This is a genomic window from Bradyrhizobium sp. SMVTL-02 (genome assembly GCF_051853005.1).
In the GTDB taxonomy this organism is placed as follows: domain Bacteria; phylum Pseudomonadota; class Alphaproteobacteria; order Rhizobiales; family Xanthobacteraceae; genus Bradyrhizobium.
Genome location: NZ_CP182469.1, coordinates 4987338 through 5006052, shown reverse-complemented (window position 1 = coordinate 5006052; position 18715 = coordinate 4987338). Strand labels below are relative to the sequence as shown.

The following is an 18715-nucleotide window of genomic DNA, read 5'->3' as shown; positions in this document are numbered from 1 at the left end:
AGAACACCGCGAGCACCTTGACGGTGCAGGCCTCGATCTGCGGCTTCACGGCGGTCACCGTGTCGACTTGATACTGATGTGCTTGCCGATCAGGTCGTTCATCGCCGGCGCACTGCCCTTGTAGGGCAGGTGCACCATCTTGATCCCGGCGGCCGACTTGAACAGCTCGCCGGCGAAATGCGAGACGGTCGCCACGCCGAAGGAGGCCGGCGACAGCTTGTCCGGATTGGCCTTCGCTTCAGTGACCAACGAGGCAACGTTGATCGGATTGTCGCGGTAGGTGACGAGCGCGAAGGTGGTTTGGCCTTTCCGTCCGATCGGCTCGAAATCCTTGGCGGCGTCGTAGGGCACGCTTTCCTTCACGGCGGCCGGCAGGGTGAAGCTCGAGTTCGAGCTGTAGAACAGGGTGTATCCGTCAGGTGCCGCGCGCGCGGCTTCCTTGGCCGCGATCGTGGTGCCGCCGCCGGGGTGGTTCATGATGACCACGGGCTTGCCGAGCCGGGTTTCGAGTTCGCCGCCGAAGATGCGCGCGAGCACGTCCGAAGCCGCCGCCGGGCGGGAACGGGACGAGCAATTGCAACGACTTTTCCGGATAGACCGCTTGAGCCGATGCGAGCGAAGTGCCGCCGATCAGGCCGGTCAACCCGAGGACAACCGTGAGAGCCGTTGATTTTCTGTAGAGGTGTTCCGTGTTCACACGAGCAAGAGTGCTCGGCGCAACCTAGCAATAATCGTTCCATCGGGGGAGTAGGCAGGGCGTCGATGTTGCCGTCGGAATGGCTTTGCAGCGCCTCACCGATTGGTGAGCGCCGATTGCAACCCGATCCGCCGCGTCCGATATCACCAGCACCGAACCGAGGGAGATATCGCATGAACATCGACCTTTCCGGAAAGACCGCACTCGTGACCGGCTCGACCGCCGGCATCGGCCACGCCGTCGCCAAGGGCCTCGCTGCCTCCGGCGCCAGCGTCGTGATCAACGGGCGCGGCCAGGACAAAGTCGACGCCGCGGTGCGCAGGCTGGAAGGGACGGGCGCCAAGGTCCGCGGCATCGCTGCCGACGTCTCCACCGCTGCGGGCTGCAAGGCGCTGGTGGTGGCTCTGCCGGAGGTCGACATCCTCGTCAACAACGCCGGCATTTTCGAGCCGAAGGATTTTTTCGACATCCCCGACGAGGACTGGACCCGCTTCTTCGAGGTCAACGTGATGAGCGGCGTGCGGCTGTCGCGGGCCTACATGAAGGGCATGCTCAAACGCAACTGGGGCCGCATCGTCTTCATCTCCTCGGAGTCCGGGCTCAACATCCCCGTCGAGATGATCCACTACGGCATGAGCAAGACGGCCCAGCTGTCGGTCGCGCGCGGCCTCGCGCAACTCACCCGCGGCACCGGGGTCACCGTCAATTCCGTGCTGCCGGGCCCGACCATGTCGGAGGGTGTCGAGACCTTCGTGAAGGATCTCGCGAAGCAAAACGGACAGTCTGTGGACGAGGCGGCGGCCAATTTCGTCAAGCAGCATCGGCCGAGCTCGCTGATCCAGCGTTTTGCCAGCGTCGACGAGATCGCCAACATGGTTGTTTACGTCGCCTCGAAGGAGGCGTCCGCGACCAACGGTGCGGCGCTGCGGGCAGAGGGCGGCATCGTCAATACCATCGCGTAAGAGCCGCCTATGACCGCTTATGTGATTTCCGAAGTCGAGATGCGCGATCTCGAGGGTTTCGACGCCTATCGGGCGCTCGCCGCGAAGACGATCGCGTAGTTTGGCGGGCGCTATCTCGTTCGTGGCGGCAAGGCCGAGCTGGCGGAAGGCAACCTTCCGCCGAAGGCCATCGTCATCGTCGAATTCCCCTCGATGGCGCGGCTGAAGGAATGGTACGCCTCGCCGGAATATGCCGAGGCGTTGAAGATCCGCGCCGCTGCGCTCGAGCGGCGATTGATCTTTGTCGAGGGCGTGATGCCAGCCTAGAGCATCGAAATGGCAAGATGGGCATGGCGCAAGTGCGCCTTTGCCCACCCCACGAGGTCTTCGTCACCACCCCTCCAGCACGATCTTGCCGCGGGACTTGCCGCTCTCCAGCAGCGCATGCGCACGCTTGAGGTTGGCGGCATTGATCGTGCCAAAGGTCTGGTCGAGCGTCGTGCGCAACACGCCCTTATCGATGAGGTCGGCCACGTCGTTGAGCAGATGATGCTGCGCGATCATGTCAGGGGTCTGGAACGAGGAGCGCGTGAACATCGTTTCCCAGTGCACCGAGATCGCCTTGCCCTTGAATGTGCTCATGGTGAACTCGGCCGGATCGTCGATCAGGCCGAACCTGCCCTGTGGGGCCATGAACTCCGCGATCGCCTTGTAGTGCTGGTCGGTGAAGGTGAGGCTTGCCACCAGCGCGACCGGCGGCAGCTTCAATTTCTCGATCTGCTCCTTCATCGGCTTGCCGTGATCGACCACCGCGTGTGCGCCGAGATCGAGGCACCATTTCTGCGATTCCGGCCGCGTCGCGGTCGCGAGCACCGTGAGCCCGGTGAGGCGGCGCGCAAGCTGGATCAGGATCGAGCCGACGCCGCCGGCACCGCCGGTGATCAGCAGCGTGCGCGGATCGACACTCTTGCCGGGGACGGCGCCGAGCCGATCGAACAGCAATTCCCAGGCGGTGATGGAGGTGAGGGGAAGGGCTGCGGCCTGCGCAAACGAGAGCGACGTCGGCTTGTTGCCGACGATGCGTTCGTCGACCAGGTGGAATTCGGCGTTGGTGCCCTGGCGCAGGATCGAACCGGCGTAGAACACCTCGTCGCCCGGCTTGAACAGCGTGACCTCGGGGCCGACGGCGTCGACCACGCCGGCTGCGTCATAGCCGAGGACCTTGGTCTCGCCCTCGGGCGGGGCGGCGCGCTTGCGCACCTTGTAGTCGACCGGATTGGCCGAGATCGCCTTCACGGCGACGCGGATGTCGCGTCCCTTGGGCTCGGGTTTTGCGGTCTCGAAATCGATCAGTGAATCCGCGTCGTCGATAGGGAGCGATTTCTTGTAGCCGACGGCCTTCATGGCGTGTCTCCATCAGTTGGCGCGATAGCTTTGGATGTGCGCCTGCCTGCTAACTGTCCCGCTGGCGTCCATTTGGCAAGTACTGTAAATTCGGGGATATAGTCCCTGTTTGGATACTATCGGGAAAACATGCATGAAACGGCGCAATTTTGCCCGTCGTCCGGGCTGCTCCGTCGAGACAACGCTGGACCTGATCGACGGCAAGTGGAAGGGCGTGATCCTCTACCACCTGCAGAGCGGAACCCAGCGCTTCGGCGAATTGCGCCGCCGGATGCCCGGCATCACCCAGCGCATGCTCACGAAACAGCTGCGCGCCCTGGAGGAGGACAAGCTGGTCATCCGCAAGGTCTATGCGGAGGTGCCGCCGCGGGTGGAGTATTGCCTCTCCGAGTTGGGTGAGAGCCTCAAGCCTGTCATCGACATCCTCAAGGCCTGGGGCGAGAGCCATCAGCAGCGCCTGTCCTGCGCGCCGCCGGCCGTGGTCGTGAAGAAGCCGAAGCGCGCTGCGTGATGAAGGTGACGGGCAGTGCCGTTACCTCTGCCCGACGGGGACAGGTCGAATTGCGCCTGGCGATGCGAAGCATCGTCCAGGGCAATTCGGGTGAGGGGGCGCAGCATCCTCGATAGACCGTAACCCCTCAGAGCCTTCGGCGCGACCTCTCTGTGCGGAAGAGGTGTAAAGTCAGAACGCAAACTGCGTGCGCAACGCAACCGCGTCGAACTTCGAGCCGGTGTCCGCCGCCGACACCGCCGAGGCTTGCTTCGACACCGTGCCGTGCAGGTAGTCGAGCATGAAGCGGACGTTGCCGTTGACGTACCAGTTGAGCGCCAGCGTGTAGACGGTCTGGCGCCCGCCGGCGATTCCGGCAGCGGTCGCCAGCTGATCGTTCAGATCCACGGTCGAGTAGCGGCCGGCGATCTCCCATGCACCCCAGCCGCCGCCGTTGATCGAGAACGGATCGTTCGGCTTGATACCCCCATAGGCCGCGTTGCCCGGATTGTACTTGCGCGATTCACCGGTCAGGACATAGGCCGCTTGAGCATAGCCGCCCTGGAATTTCAGGCTCGACGTACCGATGGGCGCCACGGCGGTGTTCGCACCACGATCGATGTTGAACCAGTAGTATTCGCCCTGGACCCAGAGCGGTCCATAGGTCGCGGCGGCTTCCACGCCATAAACCTGCGCGCCCGATACATTTGCAATCGCCCCGGTCGAGATGAGCGTCGTGGGATCGATGCGCAGCTCGGGACGATCGCTGAGCGTGAGCGTTTGCGTGTTCGCGACCAGATTGCGCGGCGGCTGGATCAGCCACTCGGCGTCGGCGCCGAGATGCACCGAGTAGTCGTTGCCGCTCACGACCTGGCCTGCGACGCGGGCCGTCGCGCCGTATTGCTCGCTGGTGCCGGGAGGTGAAACGCTCGAGGCCGAGTGAATGGCACCCGTGGTCGGGCCGGTCACATAGGCGCCGGCATAGAACACGTCGTTGTACCAGCGGGCACCGGCGGCAGAACGGAAATCGCCGGCGGCGATATTTTGCGCGATGACGCCGACCGAGGCGCGCTCCATGAAGGCGATGTCGTTGGAACTCGTGGATTCATCCATGGTCCACGCAATATCCATGACGCCGGCTTCGATCGCCATCTTGCCGCCGAACGGCTTCAGCCCGGTGTAGCTGATATAAGCGTTCTCGATGCCGGAGGTGCCGCCGCCGGGCAGGAAGCCGACAGGGGTTGCGCCGGCGGCGCCGGTGCCGCCAAAGCCGTCGGACGAGCCTCCGAAATCGTAGATCAGGGCAAAATTCCAGTCATTGAGGAATTTGCCGGTGACCCCGATGCGGGCACGGCGAACGTTCTCACCGCTGTCGAGCTTTTGCGGCACGGTGGCCGCGGTGTTGGGCCGGTAGTCGTAGCCGCCGACATCCCAGTGCACGCGGCTGGTGATGGCAACGCAGTTGGCCTCGTCGGCGGTGCAGATGGTCGGCCGGTTGTTCGGCATCGTCACCACGACTCCCGACGGATGCGCCGGCCCCTTGAGAGGGATTGCCGCGTTCGCGTTGGCCACCGCTGCCTTCGCTTCCGAACGCGCTTCGGCCTTCGCCTCGGCCTTGGCTTCGGCTTTCGCCTTCGCCGTGGCCGCCGTGTTCGCGGCGGTCTGGCTCTGGAGCTTGTCGAGCTTCTGCTCCAGCAGCTTCAGCTGCTGCTTCAGCAGCGCGATTTCCTGCTCGCTGCTGCTGGCCGACTGGGCCTGGGCCTGCGAGGCCGCCAGCGCGCCGGCGAGACCAATCGCCGTGGCTGCAATTCTTGTCCTTCTCACCTTATGCCTCCATCGTTTAACGAACTTCCCCACGTCTCTTCCCAAGTCGCGAACGGAGAGCTAGGTGTGATCGACGACTGCCCCGCGACGCTGCGCCCGGTTGCGCGGTTCCCACTGATGCAAATTCGCTGCAACCGAATCCGCTTCTCACCAGAATGCTGGATGATGCGCATCATGCCAATGGACAGTCCGGCCTAATTGCCGATTCGCATGCGGGTCTTGCAGGCCGGACACACCGGGGAGGGGACCGAATATTGCCGCCGGGCGCCCTTCTATTGGGGGGCGAACGCGCCTATATTCCGTCGTCTTTTCCGAGAGGTAGGAATGTTTCGATCGACCTGGACTGCTGCCGTCGCGGCATTGTGCATAGTCTTTTCGGCCCACTTCGATCCGGCCGCGGCGCAGGACCGTCGGGTCCCGTCGTCGCCGGCTGAACTGCGGCTGTCCTATGCGCCGATCGTCCAGCGGGTGCAGCCGGCGGTCGTCAACGTCTATGCCGCCAAGGTGGTGCAGAACCGCAATCCGCTGCTGGACGACCCGATCTTCCGCCGCTTCTTCGGCGTGCCGGGCCAGCAGCCGGAGCAGATGCAGCGCTCGCTCGGCTCCGGCGTGATCGTCGATGCCTCCGGCCTCGTCGTCACCAACGTCCATGTCATCGAGGGCGCGGACCAGGTCAGGGTGTCGCTGTCGGACAAGCGCGAGTTCGAGGCCGAGATCCTGCTCAAGGATCCGCGCACGGATCTGGCCGTGCTCCGCCTGAAAGACACCAGGGAGAAGTTCCCGACGCTGGACTTCACCAATTCCGACGAGCTGCTGGTCGGCGACGTCGTGCTCGCGATCGGCAATCCCTTCGGCGTCGGCCAGACGGTGACGCACGGCATCATCTCGGCGCTGGCGCGCACGCAGGTCGGCATCACCGACTACCAGTTCTTCATCCAGACGGATGCGGCGATCAATCCCGGCAACTCCGGCGGCGCGCTGGTCGACATGAGCGGCAAGCTCGCCGGCATCAACACCGCGATCTATTCGCGTTCCGGTGGCTCGCAGGGCATCGGCTTTGCGATTCCCGCCAACATGGTGCGTGTCGTCGTCGCCTCCGCCAGGGGCGGCGGCAAGGCGGTGAAGCGTCCCTGGCTCGGTGCGAGATTGCAGGCGGTGACGCCGGAAATCGCCGAGAGCCTCGGCCTGCGTTCGCCGACCGGCGCGCTGGTCGCGAGCGTGGTGTCGAACGGCCCCGCGGCGAAGGCCGGCCTGAAATCCTCCGATCTCATCACCGGGATCGACGGCCAGGCCGTGGATGATCCGAACGCCTTCGACTATCGCTTCGCGACGCGCCCGCTGGGCGGCACGGCGCAGATCGACGTGCAGCGCGGCGGCAAACCGATCAAGCTGACGGTGGCGCTGGAGACCGCGCCCGACACCGGGCGCAACGAGCTGGTCGTCACCGCACGTTCGCCGTTCCAGGGCGCGAAAGTCTCGACCATCACGCCGGCGGTGGCCGACGAGCTGCATCTGGACGCCGACACCGAAGGCGTCGTGATCACCGATCTCGGCGGCGACAGTGCGGCGGCGAGCGTGGGCTTCCAGAAGGGTGACATCATCCTCGCCGTCAACAACCAGAAGATCAGCAAGACCGGCGATCTCGAAAAGGCGGCGAGCGAGCGCCCGCGGATCTGGCGCATCACGGTGGTGCGCGGCGGTCAGCAGATCAACGTTACGCTGGGCGGATGAGTCCGAAGCGACCACAGGAGACGCCAACTCTCTTTGCCGCGGCGGGGCTCGATCACGAGGCTCCGCATCCGCTGCCGGACCGGTTGCGTCCGCGTGTGCTGTCGGAGGTCGTCGGCCAGGATCACATCCTCGGTCCCGACGGCGCGCTGACGCGCATGCTGGAGACGCGCACGCTGGGCTCGCTGGTGTTCTGGGGGCCGCCCGGCACCGGCAAGACCACGGTGGCGCGGCTGCTGGCGGACGCCACGGATCTGCACTTCGAGCAGATCTCCGCGGTGTTCTCCGGTGTCGCGGACCTCAAGAAGGCGTTCGATGCCGCGCGCGCCCGCCGCGAGATGGGCAAGGGCACGCTGCTGTTCGTGGACGAGGTGCACAGATTCAACCGCGCCCAGCAGGACTCGTTTCTGCCCGTGATGGAGGACGGCACCGTGGTGATGGTCGGCGCCACCACCGAAAACCCGTCCTTCGAGCTCAACGCGGCGCTTTTGTCGCGCGCGCGCGTGCTGGTGTTCCGCTCTCTGGATGCCGCCGCGATCGAAAAGCTGTTCGCGCATGCCGAGCAGGTCGAGGGCAGGAAACTGCCGCTCGATGCCGAGGCGCGCGCGGTGCTGGTGCGCATGGCCGATGGTGACGGCCGCGCGTCGCTGACGCTCGCCGAAGAGGTCTGGCGTTCGGCCCGGGCGGACGAGATTTTCAACGCCGCGCAGTTACAGGAGATCCTGCAGCGCCGTGCGCCGATCTACGACAAGTCGGCCGACGGCCACTACAACCTGATCTCGGCGCTGCATAAGTCCGTGCGTGGCTCCGATCCCGATGCCGCGCTGTATTATCTTGCGCGCATGCTGGATGCCGGCGAGGACCCGCTGTTCCTGGCCCGCCGCGTCGTGCGCATGGCGGTCGAGGACATCGGGCTTGCCGATCCCCAGGCGCTCGTCATTGCCAATGCGGCGAAGGATGCCTTCGACTTCCTTGGCCACCCCGAGGGCGAGCTCGCCATCGCTCAGGCCGTTGTCTATCTTGCCACCGCGCCGAAATCGAATGCGGTCTACACCGCCTTCGGCACGGCGATGCAGGTCGCAAAGCAGGCCGGCTCGCTGCTGCCCCCAAAGCACATCCTGAACTCGCCGACCAAGCTGATGAAGTCGGAAGGCTACGGCTCGGGTTACGAATACGACCACGACACCCCCGACGCCTTCTCCGGCCAGGACTACTTCCCGGAAGCCCTGGGCCGCCAGACCTTCTACGACCCGCCCGAGCGCGGCTTCGAGCGCGAGATCAGGAAGCGGCTGGACTACTGGGCCAAGCTGCGCAAGGAGCGGGGCGGCTCGAGCTAGAGGCGGCCATTTCGCCGTGACGGAAGGCCGCTTTTAGGGTACGCAGGCATTCATGAGCCGCCGCATCAAGAGAATGAATCCAAGGCCCCGTTCGCGTGACGAGCGCGATGACGCCCGCCCATTTAAGGCGCGTAGCGCAAAGAAGGCCGGACCGCGTCCGGGCGGCAAGCCGGGCAGTAAGGCGCCGCGCCTTGCCGGACAGCGTGCCGAGCGGCGGCCGCCCAAAGCCGCCCAGGAAAGGCCTGCGCCGGAGAAGCCGGTCGAGGCGCTGCTGCCGACCAAGGTGCAGACCGTCACGGTCACGGCCGACGAGAACAACATGCGCGTCGACCGCTTCCTCGAGGCGCGCTTTCCCGGCCTGTCGTTCTCGCACATCCAGCGCGTCGTCCGCAAAGGCGAGCTGCGGGTCGATGGCAGGCGCGTCGACAGCAAGGACCGGCTGGAGGAAGGCCAGAGCGTCCGCATTCCGCCGCTGAAGCTCGACGCGCCGAAGGCGGTCGGCGAGCTGTCGGAAGCCGCGCAGAAGACGCTCAAGGCGCTGAAGGAGATGACAATCTGGGAGGACGACGACGTCCTCGTCCTGAACAAGCCCGCCGGCCTCGCCGTGCAGGGCGGCTCGGGCATGACACGGCACATCGACCAGATGCTGGAGGTGATGCGCGATGCCAAGGGCCAGAAGCCGCGCCTCGTGCACCGCATCGATCGCGAGACCTCGGGCTGTCTCCTGATCGCCAAGACGCGCTTCGCCGCCTCGCATCTGACCGGCGCCTTCCGCTCGCGTTCGGCGCGAAAAGTATATTGGGCGCTGGTGCCGGGGCTGCCGAAGCCGAAGCAGGGCCGGATCTCGACCTTCCTCGCCAAGGAAGAGAGCGAGGACGACACCATCATGCGCATCGCCCAGCATGGCGATGAGGGCGCCAGCCACGCGGTGACCTACTATGCCGTGGTCGAGACCGCCGGCAACAAGCTGACCTGGGTGTCGCTGAAGCCGGTGACGGGCCGAACCCATCAGCTGCGCGCCCACATGGAGCATATCGGTCATCCCATCGTCGGCGATCCCAAATATTTCAACATCGAGAACTGGCAACTGCCGGGGGGCCTGCAAAACCGCCTGCATCTGCTCGCGCGTCGCATCGTCATTCCGCATCCGCGCGGCGGCGTGATCGATGCCACCGCGCCGCTGCCGCCGCACATGCAGCAGTCGTGGAATCTGCTGGGGCTCGATGCAAGCCGGTTCGACCCGATCGAGAACGCGCCGGAGGAGTAGGGTAGCCCCGTCATTGCGAGCGCAGCGAAGCAATCCAGACTACCTCCGAGGAGAGACTCTGGATTGCTTTGCTGCGCTCGCAATGACCGTGTAGAGACACTAGAGCGTTTCACATTTTGATTGAAGCATAACCGGCGCTGGCGAAGTAGTTGGCGCATTCGCGAGGCTGGATGTCTTGGACGAGGTGACCGATATGGCGCCAAGTCTCCTCGATTGAGCGCTTCTGAGCTTGCCGCATCCAGTGTTTGATCTTGGAGAAGGCCTGTTCGATTGGGTTGAGGTCGGGCGAGTATGGCGGCAGGTACCAGAGTCTGGCGCCAGCAGCCTTGATCATTTGCCTGACGGCTTTCGACTTATGGCTTCCGAGATTGTCGAGAATGACGATGTCGCCTTCACGCAGGGTTGGCAGGAGAATGTGCTTTACGTAACCACGGAAGCATTCACCGTTGATCGGGCCATCGAAGACGCAGGGTGCCGTGAGTTGGTCATGGCGGAGCGCGCCGAGGAATGTGAGGGTACGCCAGTGACCGTGCGGAGCGAAGCCGCGCAGGCGCGCCCCTTTGGGTCCCCAGCCTCGCAAAGGGGCCATGTTGGTCTTGATCCAGGTCTCATCGATGAAGACGAGCCGGCCCGGATCGAGCCCGGCCTGCCAGGCTCGCCAACGCAAGCGCCTACGAGAGACGTCGGCGCGAGCCTGTTCGAGGGCGAACAGTGTTTTTTTTGAACCGCAGCCCTTCCCGGCGCAGGAACAGCCAGACCGCATTGTGTGAGACCTTGACCCCACGGGCTGCCAGTTCCGCCTTCAGACCATGCAGCGTCAGGTGCGGCGTCTGAGTGATCCGCTCGACGATGAAGGCGCGGTGCGGATCAAGCACAGGCTTGCGGTGACCACCCATCTTGCCAGGCGCTACCGAGCCGGTCGTTCGATAACGCTGTGACCACTTCACAACTGACGAGACAGCAACGCCAAACCGTTCCGCCACAGATCGGCAGCTCTCACCTTTGGCAACAGCGGATACCGCACGCTTACGCAAATCGTTGGAAATTGGTCGGACCATCGGATGCTGGCCTCCAGCCCAGCCAGCATCTTGAATCATATTCGTCCCAGACCCGGAATCTTGAGGGTTCTGTGAGGTCGCGTGGCAGGCGCGAGCCGCGCGCTCTGTGGTGCGTGCGACCTCATAGAAGCCGGATTGAACGAAGCTGCGGAGTTGTGGGCGCTATGGGAATAGTGCAGCGGGTGCGGCTGCGGGGAACGCTCGCCTGTGGTCGCCGCGCGTCCGCGAGTCATTCATCGGATGTGAGGGGCCCGATTGATCGGGCCAAGGGCGCGATCCAGCGAGCGATTTGCAGCGCTGGGATGCGCTACCGAACGATTGGCGGGGTGTTCGGTGACGAGCGCGGCCACGGCGACTTCGGACGTTGCCACCAAGAAGGTGATTACGGAAGGGGTGGATGGTACAGACGCTGGTCATGACGTATCACAATGAAACGGCTGGTCGCGCGCGCAGGCTCGCGGGACGATATCGACGCGCCGCATGGTGCCGCCACAATGCGGGCAGACGGGGATCTCGCATTTGGTGAGGGGATCGGCGCCGGCTTCTTGATCAGTCGGAGCGTTGCGGACAGCAAGGAGTTGACGGCAGAAAGCGATTTTATCGTTGCGTCCGCCATTGGCGAGGAAACCATAGTGGCGGATGCGGTGGAAGCTGTCCGGCAGGGTGTGCAGGAGAAAGCGACGAATGAACTCATCGGCCTTAAGCGTCATCACTTTGGTTTTACGATTCTGCCGATAGTCCTTCCAGGCAAAGCTCACCTTGCCGTCGGCAAGCGAGATCAGCCTACTGTTGGCGATGGCGACGCGATGCGTATAGCGGCCGAGATAAGCCAGCACCTGTTCGGGCCCACCGAATGGCGGCTTGGCATAGACGACCCAGTCGGTCCATCGAAGTTGAGCGAGGCGCTCGGCGAATGCGGCGGGATCGGCGAGACGGGCGAGATCGCCAAAGAAGCCCAACTGGCCAGCCGCGAAGGCAGCTTGCAGCTCTTGCAGAAACAGGCGGCGGAACAGCCTGGAGAGGACGCGCACCGGCAGGAAGAAGCCGGGCCGGCAAGCGACCCAGTGTGTGCCGTCGAGTGAAGGTCCACCACCAGGCACGACGCAGTGGATATGCGGATGGTGTTGCAGGGTTTGACCCCAAGTATGGAGGACGGCGGTCAGACCGAGCTGAGCGCCGAGATGCTTGGGGTCGGCCGCGATGGTGGTGAGCGTCTCGGCCGCGCAGCGGAACAGAATGGCATAGACCACCGCCTTGTTCTGGAAAGCAATCTCTCTGGCCGGCGCCGGCAAGGTGAAGACGACGTGGAAGTATGGCACGGGAAGGAGTTCGGATTGTCGCTCGGCAAGCCATTGCGCGCGCGCCGAGCCTTGGCACTTCGGGCAATGCCGATTGCGACAGGAGTTGTAGGCGATCCGGGTGGCACCGCAGTCGTCGCATTGCTCGATGTGGCCGCCAAGCACAGCCGTCCGGCATGCCGTGATCGCGCCCATGACGCGCCGCTCGACGCGACCCAGATGTCCGGCACGAGCTTGCCGAAACGCTTCGCCGTGGCGGCGGAAGATATCCGCCACTTCCAGAACTGGAGTCATCAGGTCCGCTCAGCCGGGCGGCACGACCTCCAGGCGGAGCCGGTCAAGCGGACTTGGCGTATTGCTGATGGTCTTTGTGGCGACTTGGGTATAGCGCGCCGTGCTCTGCAGACTGGCATGGCCGAGCAGCACCTGGATGATGCGCACGTCGGCCCCGTTCTCCAGGAGATGGGTCGCGAATGTGTGCCGCAGCGTATGCACTGTCACCGACTTGCTCAAGCCGGCCGCCGTACAGGCTGAACGGCAGGCGGCGTGCAGCACGTTAGGGACGAGCGGACGCTCGTCGTCGCGGCCGGGAAATAGCCATCGTTTGGGCCGAGTGAGCCGCCAATACGTCCGCAGAATCCTCAAAAGCTGCGGCGAGAGCATAACGTAACGGTCCTTGCCGCCCTTGCCGTGCTCGACCCGGATCAACATCCGCTGGCTATCAATGTCGACAACCTTCAAGAGGACCACTTCCGATACGCGCAAGCCTGCGGCATAGACGGTGGTCAGCGCGGTACGGCTCTTGAGGCTTGGGATTGCTTCCAGGAAGCGCACGACCTCGTCGGCGCTCAGCACCACCGGCAGTTTGCGCGGTTTACGCGCATAGGCGATGCGCTCCGGAACGGTGTCATGACCCAGCGTCACACCGTAGAAAAACCGCAGTGCGCAGACGATCTGGTTCAGCGCCGGCCAGGACATCCCCGTCGCAACCAGATGAACCTGGAAAGCACGGATATCCTCCAGGTCGAGGCGGTCAGGAGAACGACCGAAATATCGGCTCAACTTCGCTACGGCGTTGAGGTAGGATTGCTGCGTCGCCGGTGACAGATTGCGGACCGTCATGTCCTCGATCATGCGGCGGCGAAGTGGGCTGATCTCAGCCATCGGAAAACCTCCTGTCTAAAGGGTTGGGCTTCGAAAACCCGCAATCCTCTCAGACAGGAGGCAATCCTTGCTATGCCTCCCTACATGCCGCGCCAGCGGCTTCGTTCAATCCCTTCCGATTCAATAAATCCGTGAACCGCTCTAGTGGTTCACGCCCTCAATTCCGAAACTGCTCCAGAAACATCCGCAAAGAATCGTGCGGGCTCTCGACATCCGTGATCAGCCAACCCTCGGGGCCGTTGACCAGGACGAAGTTCAGCACCACCCGGCGGCCATGATTGTCGAAATTCGCCGCGACATAGGTCTTGTCGTATTGCCTGCGGACGACTGCGATCGCGACCGCGCCGAGCTTCCAGCTCGGGCTCTGCACCAGGAAATCGTACGGCTCGATTCTCGGCGCGCTCCAGGCCCTGCGCAGCGGCGGATCGAAGAACTGGCGGGCGGTCACGGCGTCGCGTGGCAGGCCCTTCGACAGCTCCGGCGCGCCTTCGCCGTAATGGGCGTAGACGTTGCGGACCAGCGATTCCGGGCTGCGGAAGCCGGCCTCGGCCGCGGCCAGCCAAAATCCTGCCAACACGGCCCCAATGCCCGCAAGTTCCCGCATGCCCGCCGCTCGCTTTATCGGCCACCGGTCTTATCTTACAAGCCTAGCATCCAGTGACCGGGACCGAAAACTCACATGCGCGAATTGTTCGAAGAAGCGGCAAGCCAGCCCCCGCCGGATCCCCGGGAATCGGCGCGCCAGTCCACCCGCACGCCGCTGCGTAAGCGCTTCTACAAGGCGGCCGGCGTCGCGGATGCCGACGGCGGTTTTGCCATCACGCTCGATGGCAAGCCGATCCGCACGCCGTCCGGCCGTCAGGTGGTGATCCCCGCGCGCGCTCTCGCCGATGCTGTGGCCGCCGAATGGGCGGCGCAGGGCGAGACGATCGATCCCGTCACCATGCCGCTGACCAGGATCGCCAACAGCGTGGTCGAGGGCGTCATCGATCGTGTCGCGCTCGTCAGCGACGATCTCGCAAAATACTTCGAGTCCGACCTGCTGTTCTATCGCGCCGGCCATCCCGAAGGGCTGGTCGCCCGCGAGGCCGCGCACTGGGACCCGGTGCTGTTCTGGGCTGCGGAGACGCTGGGGGCGCATTTCATCCTGTCCGAGGGCGTCATGCATGTGAAGCAGCCGGACGAGGCGCTGAAGGCCGCACGGGCCGCGCTGCTCGGCGATCCCTGGTCGGTCGCAGCCCTCCACATGGTGACCACCCTGACCGGCTCGGCGCTGCTGGCGTTGGCGCTCGCCCATGGCGTGCGCAATGCGGACCAGGTCTGGGCCGCCGCCCATGTCGACGAGGACTGGAACGCCGAGCAATGGGGCGTTGACGAGGAAGCGGCCGCCCGCCGCGCTGCCCGCCTTATGGATTTTCAGGCCGCCGTGACGGTTCTGGCGGCGGTGACGCCGCCCGCGCCCGAAGGTTCTTAACGAGAGGTTTACGAGGGGGCCTTAGGGTGGGAATTGCAGTCCCCGGGCCCCTGAGATGCCGACGCCGATAAGCTCGATCGTTCCCGTCAGTGCCGCCAGCCCCCTGGCTGATGCGGCGACGCCCGATCTCGTGCTCCAGGCCGGCAGCGTCGTCGATGCCAGGGTCGTCAGCGTGATGGCCGACAATCTGGTGCGGATCGCGATCGCCAACGTGTCCATGGACGTGATGTCGGCGGTGGCGCTGACGCCGGGGCAAAACCTCCAGCTCGCGGTCTCGCAGAACGACGGCACGATCGGACTCGCCATGATGAACGGGGCAGGCGAGGCGACTGCCGATCAGATCACGCTGACGCCGCGGGCGGCTTCGCTGGTGGACAGCGCGCCGCTTGCGCCGTTGGCAGTCGCGGTGCGCAATACCCTGACCCCGTCCGAGCAGGTCGCCGTCACTGCCGCTTCGGCCGAGGCCGTCACGAAACAGGGCAGCCAGGCGCCGCTGTTCGCCAATCTCGCCTCCGTCGTCACCGGCAGCGATTTGCCAGCGGGCTTGAAGCAGGCGATGCTCCACGTGCTCGCGCAGCAGACGCCGCTCAACATCGCGCTCGATGGCGGCGATATCGAATCCGCGTTCCAGAAGTCCGGGCTCTTCCTCGAAGCCTCATTGGCCGCGGGCACAACGCCGTCTGCTGGCGCGACGCCGGACCTGAAGGCCGCGCTGCTGGTGCTGCGCCAGACACTGGCCACTCTTGAGACCACCGTGCCGCAGGCGCCGGCGCAAGGCGCTGCGCCGAGGAGTGTCGCGGCCACGCCACAGGCCGCAGCTTCCGCAGCTCCGCCGGCAAGTGAGGCCACGCACGCAGTATTGCCGTCGCCCGAAGCGCAGATCACCCAACCGATGCAATCGTCGCGGGGCGCGCTTGCCGCCGCCGTGCTGGCCGAGATGGCGGGCGGCAATCCGCCAGGCCCGGCGCCGCGAACCATGTCCGCAGGCGTTGCCGCGAGCCTGCTGCAAGAGGTCACGCAGAACCTGCCGCGCATGCTCGGCAAAGTGCCGGGCTCCAACAAGGCCGTGCCGGATGGCCACATCTTCGAGGCCGCCGCGCGCGCGACCACACCACCACCGTTCCGCGGCGCGCTGCCGGCGCCGCAGGCCATTGCCGCGCCGTCGCTCGCGCCCGATACACCCCTCTCCGCAACGGTGCATCGCCTGCTCGATGACACCGATGCCGCGATCGCGCGGCAGACGTTGTTGCAGGTCGCCTCGCTCCCCGATCGCACCAACGCCAGCGGTCACCGCGTCGATCCGACCGGGCCGCAGTGGAATTTCGAGATCCCGCTCGCGACCCCGCAGGGCACCGCGATGGCGCAGTTCGAGATCTCGCGCGACGGCGGCAGTGAATCTGCCGATCCCGCCAGGCGCGCCTGGCGTGCGCGCTTCACGCTCAATGTCGAGCCGGCCGGGCCCGTGCACGCGCTGATCACGCTGAACGGCGACAAGACCTTCGTGCGGATGTGGGCGGAGCGGCCGGCCACCGCGCAGCAACTCCGCGCCGGCATCGGCGAACTCAATCAGGCGCTGACGCGCGCGGAGCTCAAGCCCGGCGACATCGTGGTGCGCGACGGCACCCCGCCGCAGCCGGCGCCGGCCCGCGTCGGCCATTTCCTGGACCGCGCCACATGAGCGATCCATCCAGGCTCGCGATCGCGCTGCATTACGAGAAGGGATCTGGCGCGCCCGTCGTCGTCGCCAAGGGCAAGGGCACGATCGGCGAAAAGATCGTCGAGATCGCGAAAGCCAACGACATCCCGATCGAGGAGAACGAAGTTTTGGCCGGTGCGCTCTCCAAGGTCGAGCTCGGCGAGGAGATCCCGCCGGATCTCTACAAGGCGGTTGCGGAAGTGCTGGTGTTCGTGCTGCGGCTCTCGGGCCGGGCGAGATAGCCTGTCATCGTTTCACCACGTAGCGGCTGCATGGTCGCGCGTGCCTTCATCGTTCAACGGTCACCCAATCTTGCTCACCCGCCGCTCCACCCTCTGCCTTCTCGCCGCAGCCGCCACCCTGCCATCACGCGCGCTCGCCCATGTCGCGCCGCCGCGCAACGAGATCCGCGACAGCCTTGCAAAACGTTTCACCGACCTCGGCACATCAGGTACCTTCGTCGGCTACAAGGTCGAGGATTATCTGATCGTCGCCAGCGACAAGGAGCGCTCGGGCGAGGGGAAGCTGCCGGCCTCGACCTTCAAGATTCCGAACTCGCTGATTGCGCTGGAGACCGGTGTCGTCACTGATCCCGACAAGGACGTGCTTCCCTGGGACGGCGTCAAGCGGCCGATCGAGGCCTGGAACAAGGATCACACGCTGCGCAGCGCGATCGCGGTGAGCGCGGTGCCGGTCTATCAGGAGATCGCGCGCCGCATCGGGCAGGAGCGCATGCAAAAATATGTCGACGCGTTCGACTACGGCAATCGCGACATCGGCGGCGGCATCGATCAGTTCTGGCTCACGGGCAATTTGCGCATCGATCCGGTCGAGCAGATCGACTTCGTCGACCGTCTGCGCCGCCGCGCGCTGCCGATCTCAAAGCGCAGTCAGGACCTCGTCGCCGACATCCTGCCGGTGACCAAGGTCGGCGACAGCATCATCCGCGCCAAGTCCGGCCTGCTTGGCGCCGAGCGCGGCGAGCCGTCGCTCGGCTGGATGGTCGGCTGGGCGGAAAAGGGCGAGGCGCATACCGTGTTCGCGCTCAACATGGATTGCGGGGAGCCTCGCCTTGTCGGCGAGCGCATGCCGCTGACGCAAGCCTGCCTCGCCGAGATCGGCGCGATATAGCGCTGTCGCCGCCCGGCCCACCGTCATTGCGAGGAGCTCTTGCGACGTAGCAATCCAGACTGCTGCCGCGGAAAGACCCTGGATTGCTTCGCTGTGCTCGCAATGACGGAGTATGCGGCGCTTTTGCCCACTCCACGGCGGCGCGTGTGGAGCAGGCAGTCATCCCAGCTTGAACAACACCTGCAAGAACTCCTCCACCGCCTTGCGCGACTCCGCGGCGGTCGCCGGATTGCCGCCGACATGCGGATTGAGCTCGACGCAGGAATCCTTGTAGGTGAAGGGCGCATTCGTATCGCCGTTCATCAGCACGCCGCCGTCGCCTTCCCTGATCTTGCAGTTGCGCACGGTCTGCGCGTTGGCGGAGACCGCAACGGTATTGACGCCGAGCAGGCCGCTGTCGAACCCGTGCGCGCTGTCGGGATATTCGGTCAGCACCACGTCGCGCCCGGCGCTCTTGAGCCGCTCGACGAAGGCCTTGCAGCTCCTGACGGGATTGTAGTCGTCGGGCGTGCCGTGGAAGATGCGGATCGGGCGCGCCGCGACGTCGGTGTCGCCAACATAGGTCGTCGAGCAATCCGGATAGAACGGGATGTACGCTGCGAGCTGGATGCCGGACTTGTTCCAGAGCTTGTTGAAGCGCTCGAGGCTCGCATACAGCGTCGCCTGTCCGCCGCGCGAAAAACCCATCAGCACGATGCGGTCGGGGTCGACCCGCGGGTGCTTCGCCAGGATCTCCAGCGAGCGGTAGATGTCGACGATCAGGTTGAGCCGGCCGAGCAGGGCCTGGTTCGGTCCCACCACCGTCAGCCCGCGTCCGGTAAAACCGTCGATCACGAAGGTCGAGATGCCCATGGCATTGAACGTGTGCACCCAGGCCTCGGTGGTGGCGCCGACACCGCTGGAGCCGTGCATCAGCACTACGACCGGCAGCTTGCCCGTGCCCTGGGCAACGCGGAATTCACCGGCAACCGTCACTGCCTTGCCCGCGGCTGCATCGCCGCTCAAAAATTGCTGATCGGAGAGGGTGAGCGAGGAGATCGGGTAGATCTCGGCGCGCGTTGCGACTTCCTTGGGAAGCGCCTGCGCATTGGCGAGCACGCTGGAAACGCAGAGCGCAATGAGCACCATGGCGGCGCGGAATGCCGTCGGCATCAGGTCCTCCCCTGTTTTTCGGAGAGTAGAGCAACGGGCCTGTGCGCTGTCAAT

At 65.0% G+C, this 18715-nt stretch carries 17 protein-coding genes and 1 pseudogene; 10 read left to right on the top strand and 8 right to left on the bottom strand.

Annotation, left to right across the window (positions count from 1 at the left end; genetic code table 11):
* Positions 1 to 54: 54 nt before the first annotated feature.
* A complete protein-coding gene (locus tag ACNJYB_RS23745; RefSeq protein ID WP_439368786.1) occupies positions 55 to 537 on the bottom strand; it encodes a Bug family tripartite tricarboxylate transporter substrate binding protein in 483 nt (160 codons plus the stop codon).
* A 333-nt stretch (positions 538 to 870) separates the two neighbouring features.
* Between ACNJYB_RS23745 and ACNJYB_RS23740 the strand changes: the two genes are divergently transcribed.
* Together ACNJYB_RS23740 and ACNJYB_RS23735 are read left to right on the top strand one after the other, a co-directional pair.
* Complete coding sequence (locus ACNJYB_RS23740) at positions 871 to 1659, top strand: SDR family NAD(P)-dependent oxidoreductase (RefSeq protein WP_439368785.1); 789 nt, start codon at positions 871 to 873, stop codon at positions 1657 to 1659.
* A gap of 9 nt (positions 1660 to 1668) precedes the next feature.
* Positions 1669 to 1965 (top strand): annotated as a pseudogene (locus ACNJYB_RS23735) (DUF1330 domain-containing protein).
* Between the two features lie 63 nt (positions 1966 to 2028).
* Here the strand turns inward: ACNJYB_RS23735 and ACNJYB_RS23730 are convergent.
* A complete protein-coding gene (locus ACNJYB_RS23730; protein ID WP_439368784.1) occupies positions 2029 to 3042 on the bottom strand; it encodes a zinc-binding alcohol dehydrogenase family protein in 1014 nt (337 codons plus the stop codon).
* 133 nt (positions 3043 to 3175) lie between these two features.
* Here ACNJYB_RS23730 and ACNJYB_RS23725 point away from each other — a divergent pair, with 133 nt between their 5' ends.
* Positions 3176 to 3553 (top strand): winged helix-turn-helix transcriptional regulator, encoded by a 378-nt coding sequence (locus tag ACNJYB_RS23725; RefSeq protein ID WP_439368783.1) that lies wholly within the window; start codon positions 3176 to 3178, stop codon positions 3551 to 3553.
* A 171-nt stretch (positions 3554 to 3724) separates the two neighbouring features.
* Here the strand turns inward: ACNJYB_RS23725 and ACNJYB_RS23720 are convergent, their stop codons facing one another.
* Positions 3725 to 5356: an OprO/OprP family phosphate-selective porin gene (locus tag ACNJYB_RS23720; protein WP_439368781.1), complete on the bottom strand. Its 1632-nt coding sequence runs from the start codon at positions 5354 to 5356 to the stop codon at positions 3725 to 3727.
* A gap of 324 nt (positions 5357 to 5680) precedes the next feature.
* Here ACNJYB_RS23720 and ACNJYB_RS23715 point away from each other — a divergent pair, with 324 nt between their 5' ends.
* Genes ACNJYB_RS23715 through ACNJYB_RS23705 form a run of 3 tightly spaced genes read left to right on the top strand, consistent with a single transcriptional unit; the run spans position 5681 to position 9688 of the window.
* Positions 5681 to 7087, top strand: coding sequence for a DegQ family serine endoprotease (locus ACNJYB_RS23715; protein ID WP_439368779.1), 1407 nt, complete (start codon positions 5681 to 5683; stop codon positions 7085 to 7087).
* The gene (locus ACNJYB_RS23710; RefSeq protein ID WP_439368777.1) at positions 7084 to 8421 is read left to right on the top strand and encodes a replication-associated recombination protein A; all 1338 of its coding nucleotides are present in this window, start codon (positions 7084 to 7086) and stop codon (positions 8419 to 8421) included. Before ACNJYB_RS23715 ends, ACNJYB_RS23710 begins: the two co-directional genes overlap by 4 nt.
* Before the next feature lie 52 nt (positions 8422 to 8473).
* A complete protein-coding gene (locus ACNJYB_RS23705; RefSeq protein WP_439368776.1) occupies positions 8474 to 9688 on the top strand; it encodes an RluA family pseudouridine synthase in 1215 nt (404 codons plus the stop codon).
* A 109-nt stretch (positions 9689 to 9797) separates the two neighbouring features.
* On the opposite strand, the gene ACNJYB_RS23700 is transcribed toward ACNJYB_RS23705, so the two are convergent.
* The 4 genes from ACNJYB_RS23700 to ACNJYB_RS23685 form a co-directional block, all read right to left on the bottom strand.
* A protein-coding gene (locus tag ACNJYB_RS23700) for an IS630 family transposase (protein ID WP_439368321.1) occupies positions 9798 to 10746 on the bottom strand; the annotation gives its coding sequence in 2 pieces (ribosomal slippage) (positions 9798 to 10409 and positions 10411 to 10746; 948 coding nt in all).
* Between the two features lie 413 nt (positions 10747 to 11159).
* The gene (locus tag ACNJYB_RS23695) at positions 11160 to 12341 is read right to left on the bottom strand and encodes an IS91 family transposase (RefSeq protein WP_439375460.1); all 1182 of its coding nucleotides are present in this window, start codon (positions 12339 to 12341) and stop codon (positions 11160 to 11162) included.
* Positions 12342 to 12347: 6 nt separating this feature from the next.
* The gene (locus ACNJYB_RS23690; protein ID WP_439368084.1) at positions 12348 to 13208 is read right to left on the bottom strand and encodes a tyrosine-type recombinase/integrase; all 861 of its coding nucleotides are present in this window, start codon (positions 13206 to 13208) and stop codon (positions 12348 to 12350) included.
* A gap of 157 nt (positions 13209 to 13365) precedes the next feature.
* On the bottom strand, positions 13366 to 13812 hold the full coding sequence (locus ACNJYB_RS23685) for a hypothetical protein (protein ID WP_439368775.1): 447 nt from the start codon (positions 13810 to 13812) through the stop codon (positions 13366 to 13368).
* Between the two features lie 75 nt (positions 13813 to 13887).
* On the opposite strand from ACNJYB_RS23685, the gene ACNJYB_RS23680 reads away from it, so the two are divergent.
* The 4 genes from ACNJYB_RS23680 (at position 13888) to ACNJYB_RS23665 (ending at position 17509) form a co-directional block, all read left to right on the top strand.
* Positions 13888 to 14682, top strand: a complete 795-nt coding sequence (locus ACNJYB_RS23680; RefSeq protein WP_439368774.1) for an ATP12 family chaperone protein — start codon at positions 13888 to 13890, stop codon at positions 14680 to 14682.
* A 55-nt stretch (positions 14683 to 14737) separates the two neighbouring features.
* Entirely contained in the window at positions 14738 to 16360 is a 1623-nt protein-coding gene (gene fliK, locus ACNJYB_RS23675) for a flagellar hook-length control protein FliK (protein WP_439368772.1), read from the top strand.
* Complete coding sequence (locus ACNJYB_RS23670) at positions 16357 to 16620, top strand: EscU/YscU/HrcU family type III secretion system export apparatus switch protein (protein WP_439368771.1); 264 nt, start codon at positions 16357 to 16359, stop codon at positions 16618 to 16620. Before fliK ends, ACNJYB_RS23670 begins: the two co-directional genes overlap by 4 nt.
* Positions 16621 to 16690: 70 nt before the next feature.
* The gene (locus tag ACNJYB_RS23665; protein WP_439368769.1) at positions 16691 to 17509 is read left to right on the top strand and encodes a penicillin-binding transpeptidase domain-containing protein; all 819 of its coding nucleotides are present in this window, start codon (positions 16691 to 16693) and stop codon (positions 17507 to 17509) included.
* A gap of 159 nt (positions 17510 to 17668) precedes the next feature.
* Here the strand turns inward: ACNJYB_RS23665 and ACNJYB_RS23660 are convergent, their stop codons facing one another.
* Complete coding sequence (locus tag ACNJYB_RS23660) at positions 17669 to 18661, bottom strand: dienelactone hydrolase family protein (RefSeq protein WP_439368767.1); 993 nt, start codon at positions 18659 to 18661, stop codon at positions 17669 to 17671.
* Between the last annotated feature and the right edge of the window lie 54 nt (positions 18662 to 18715).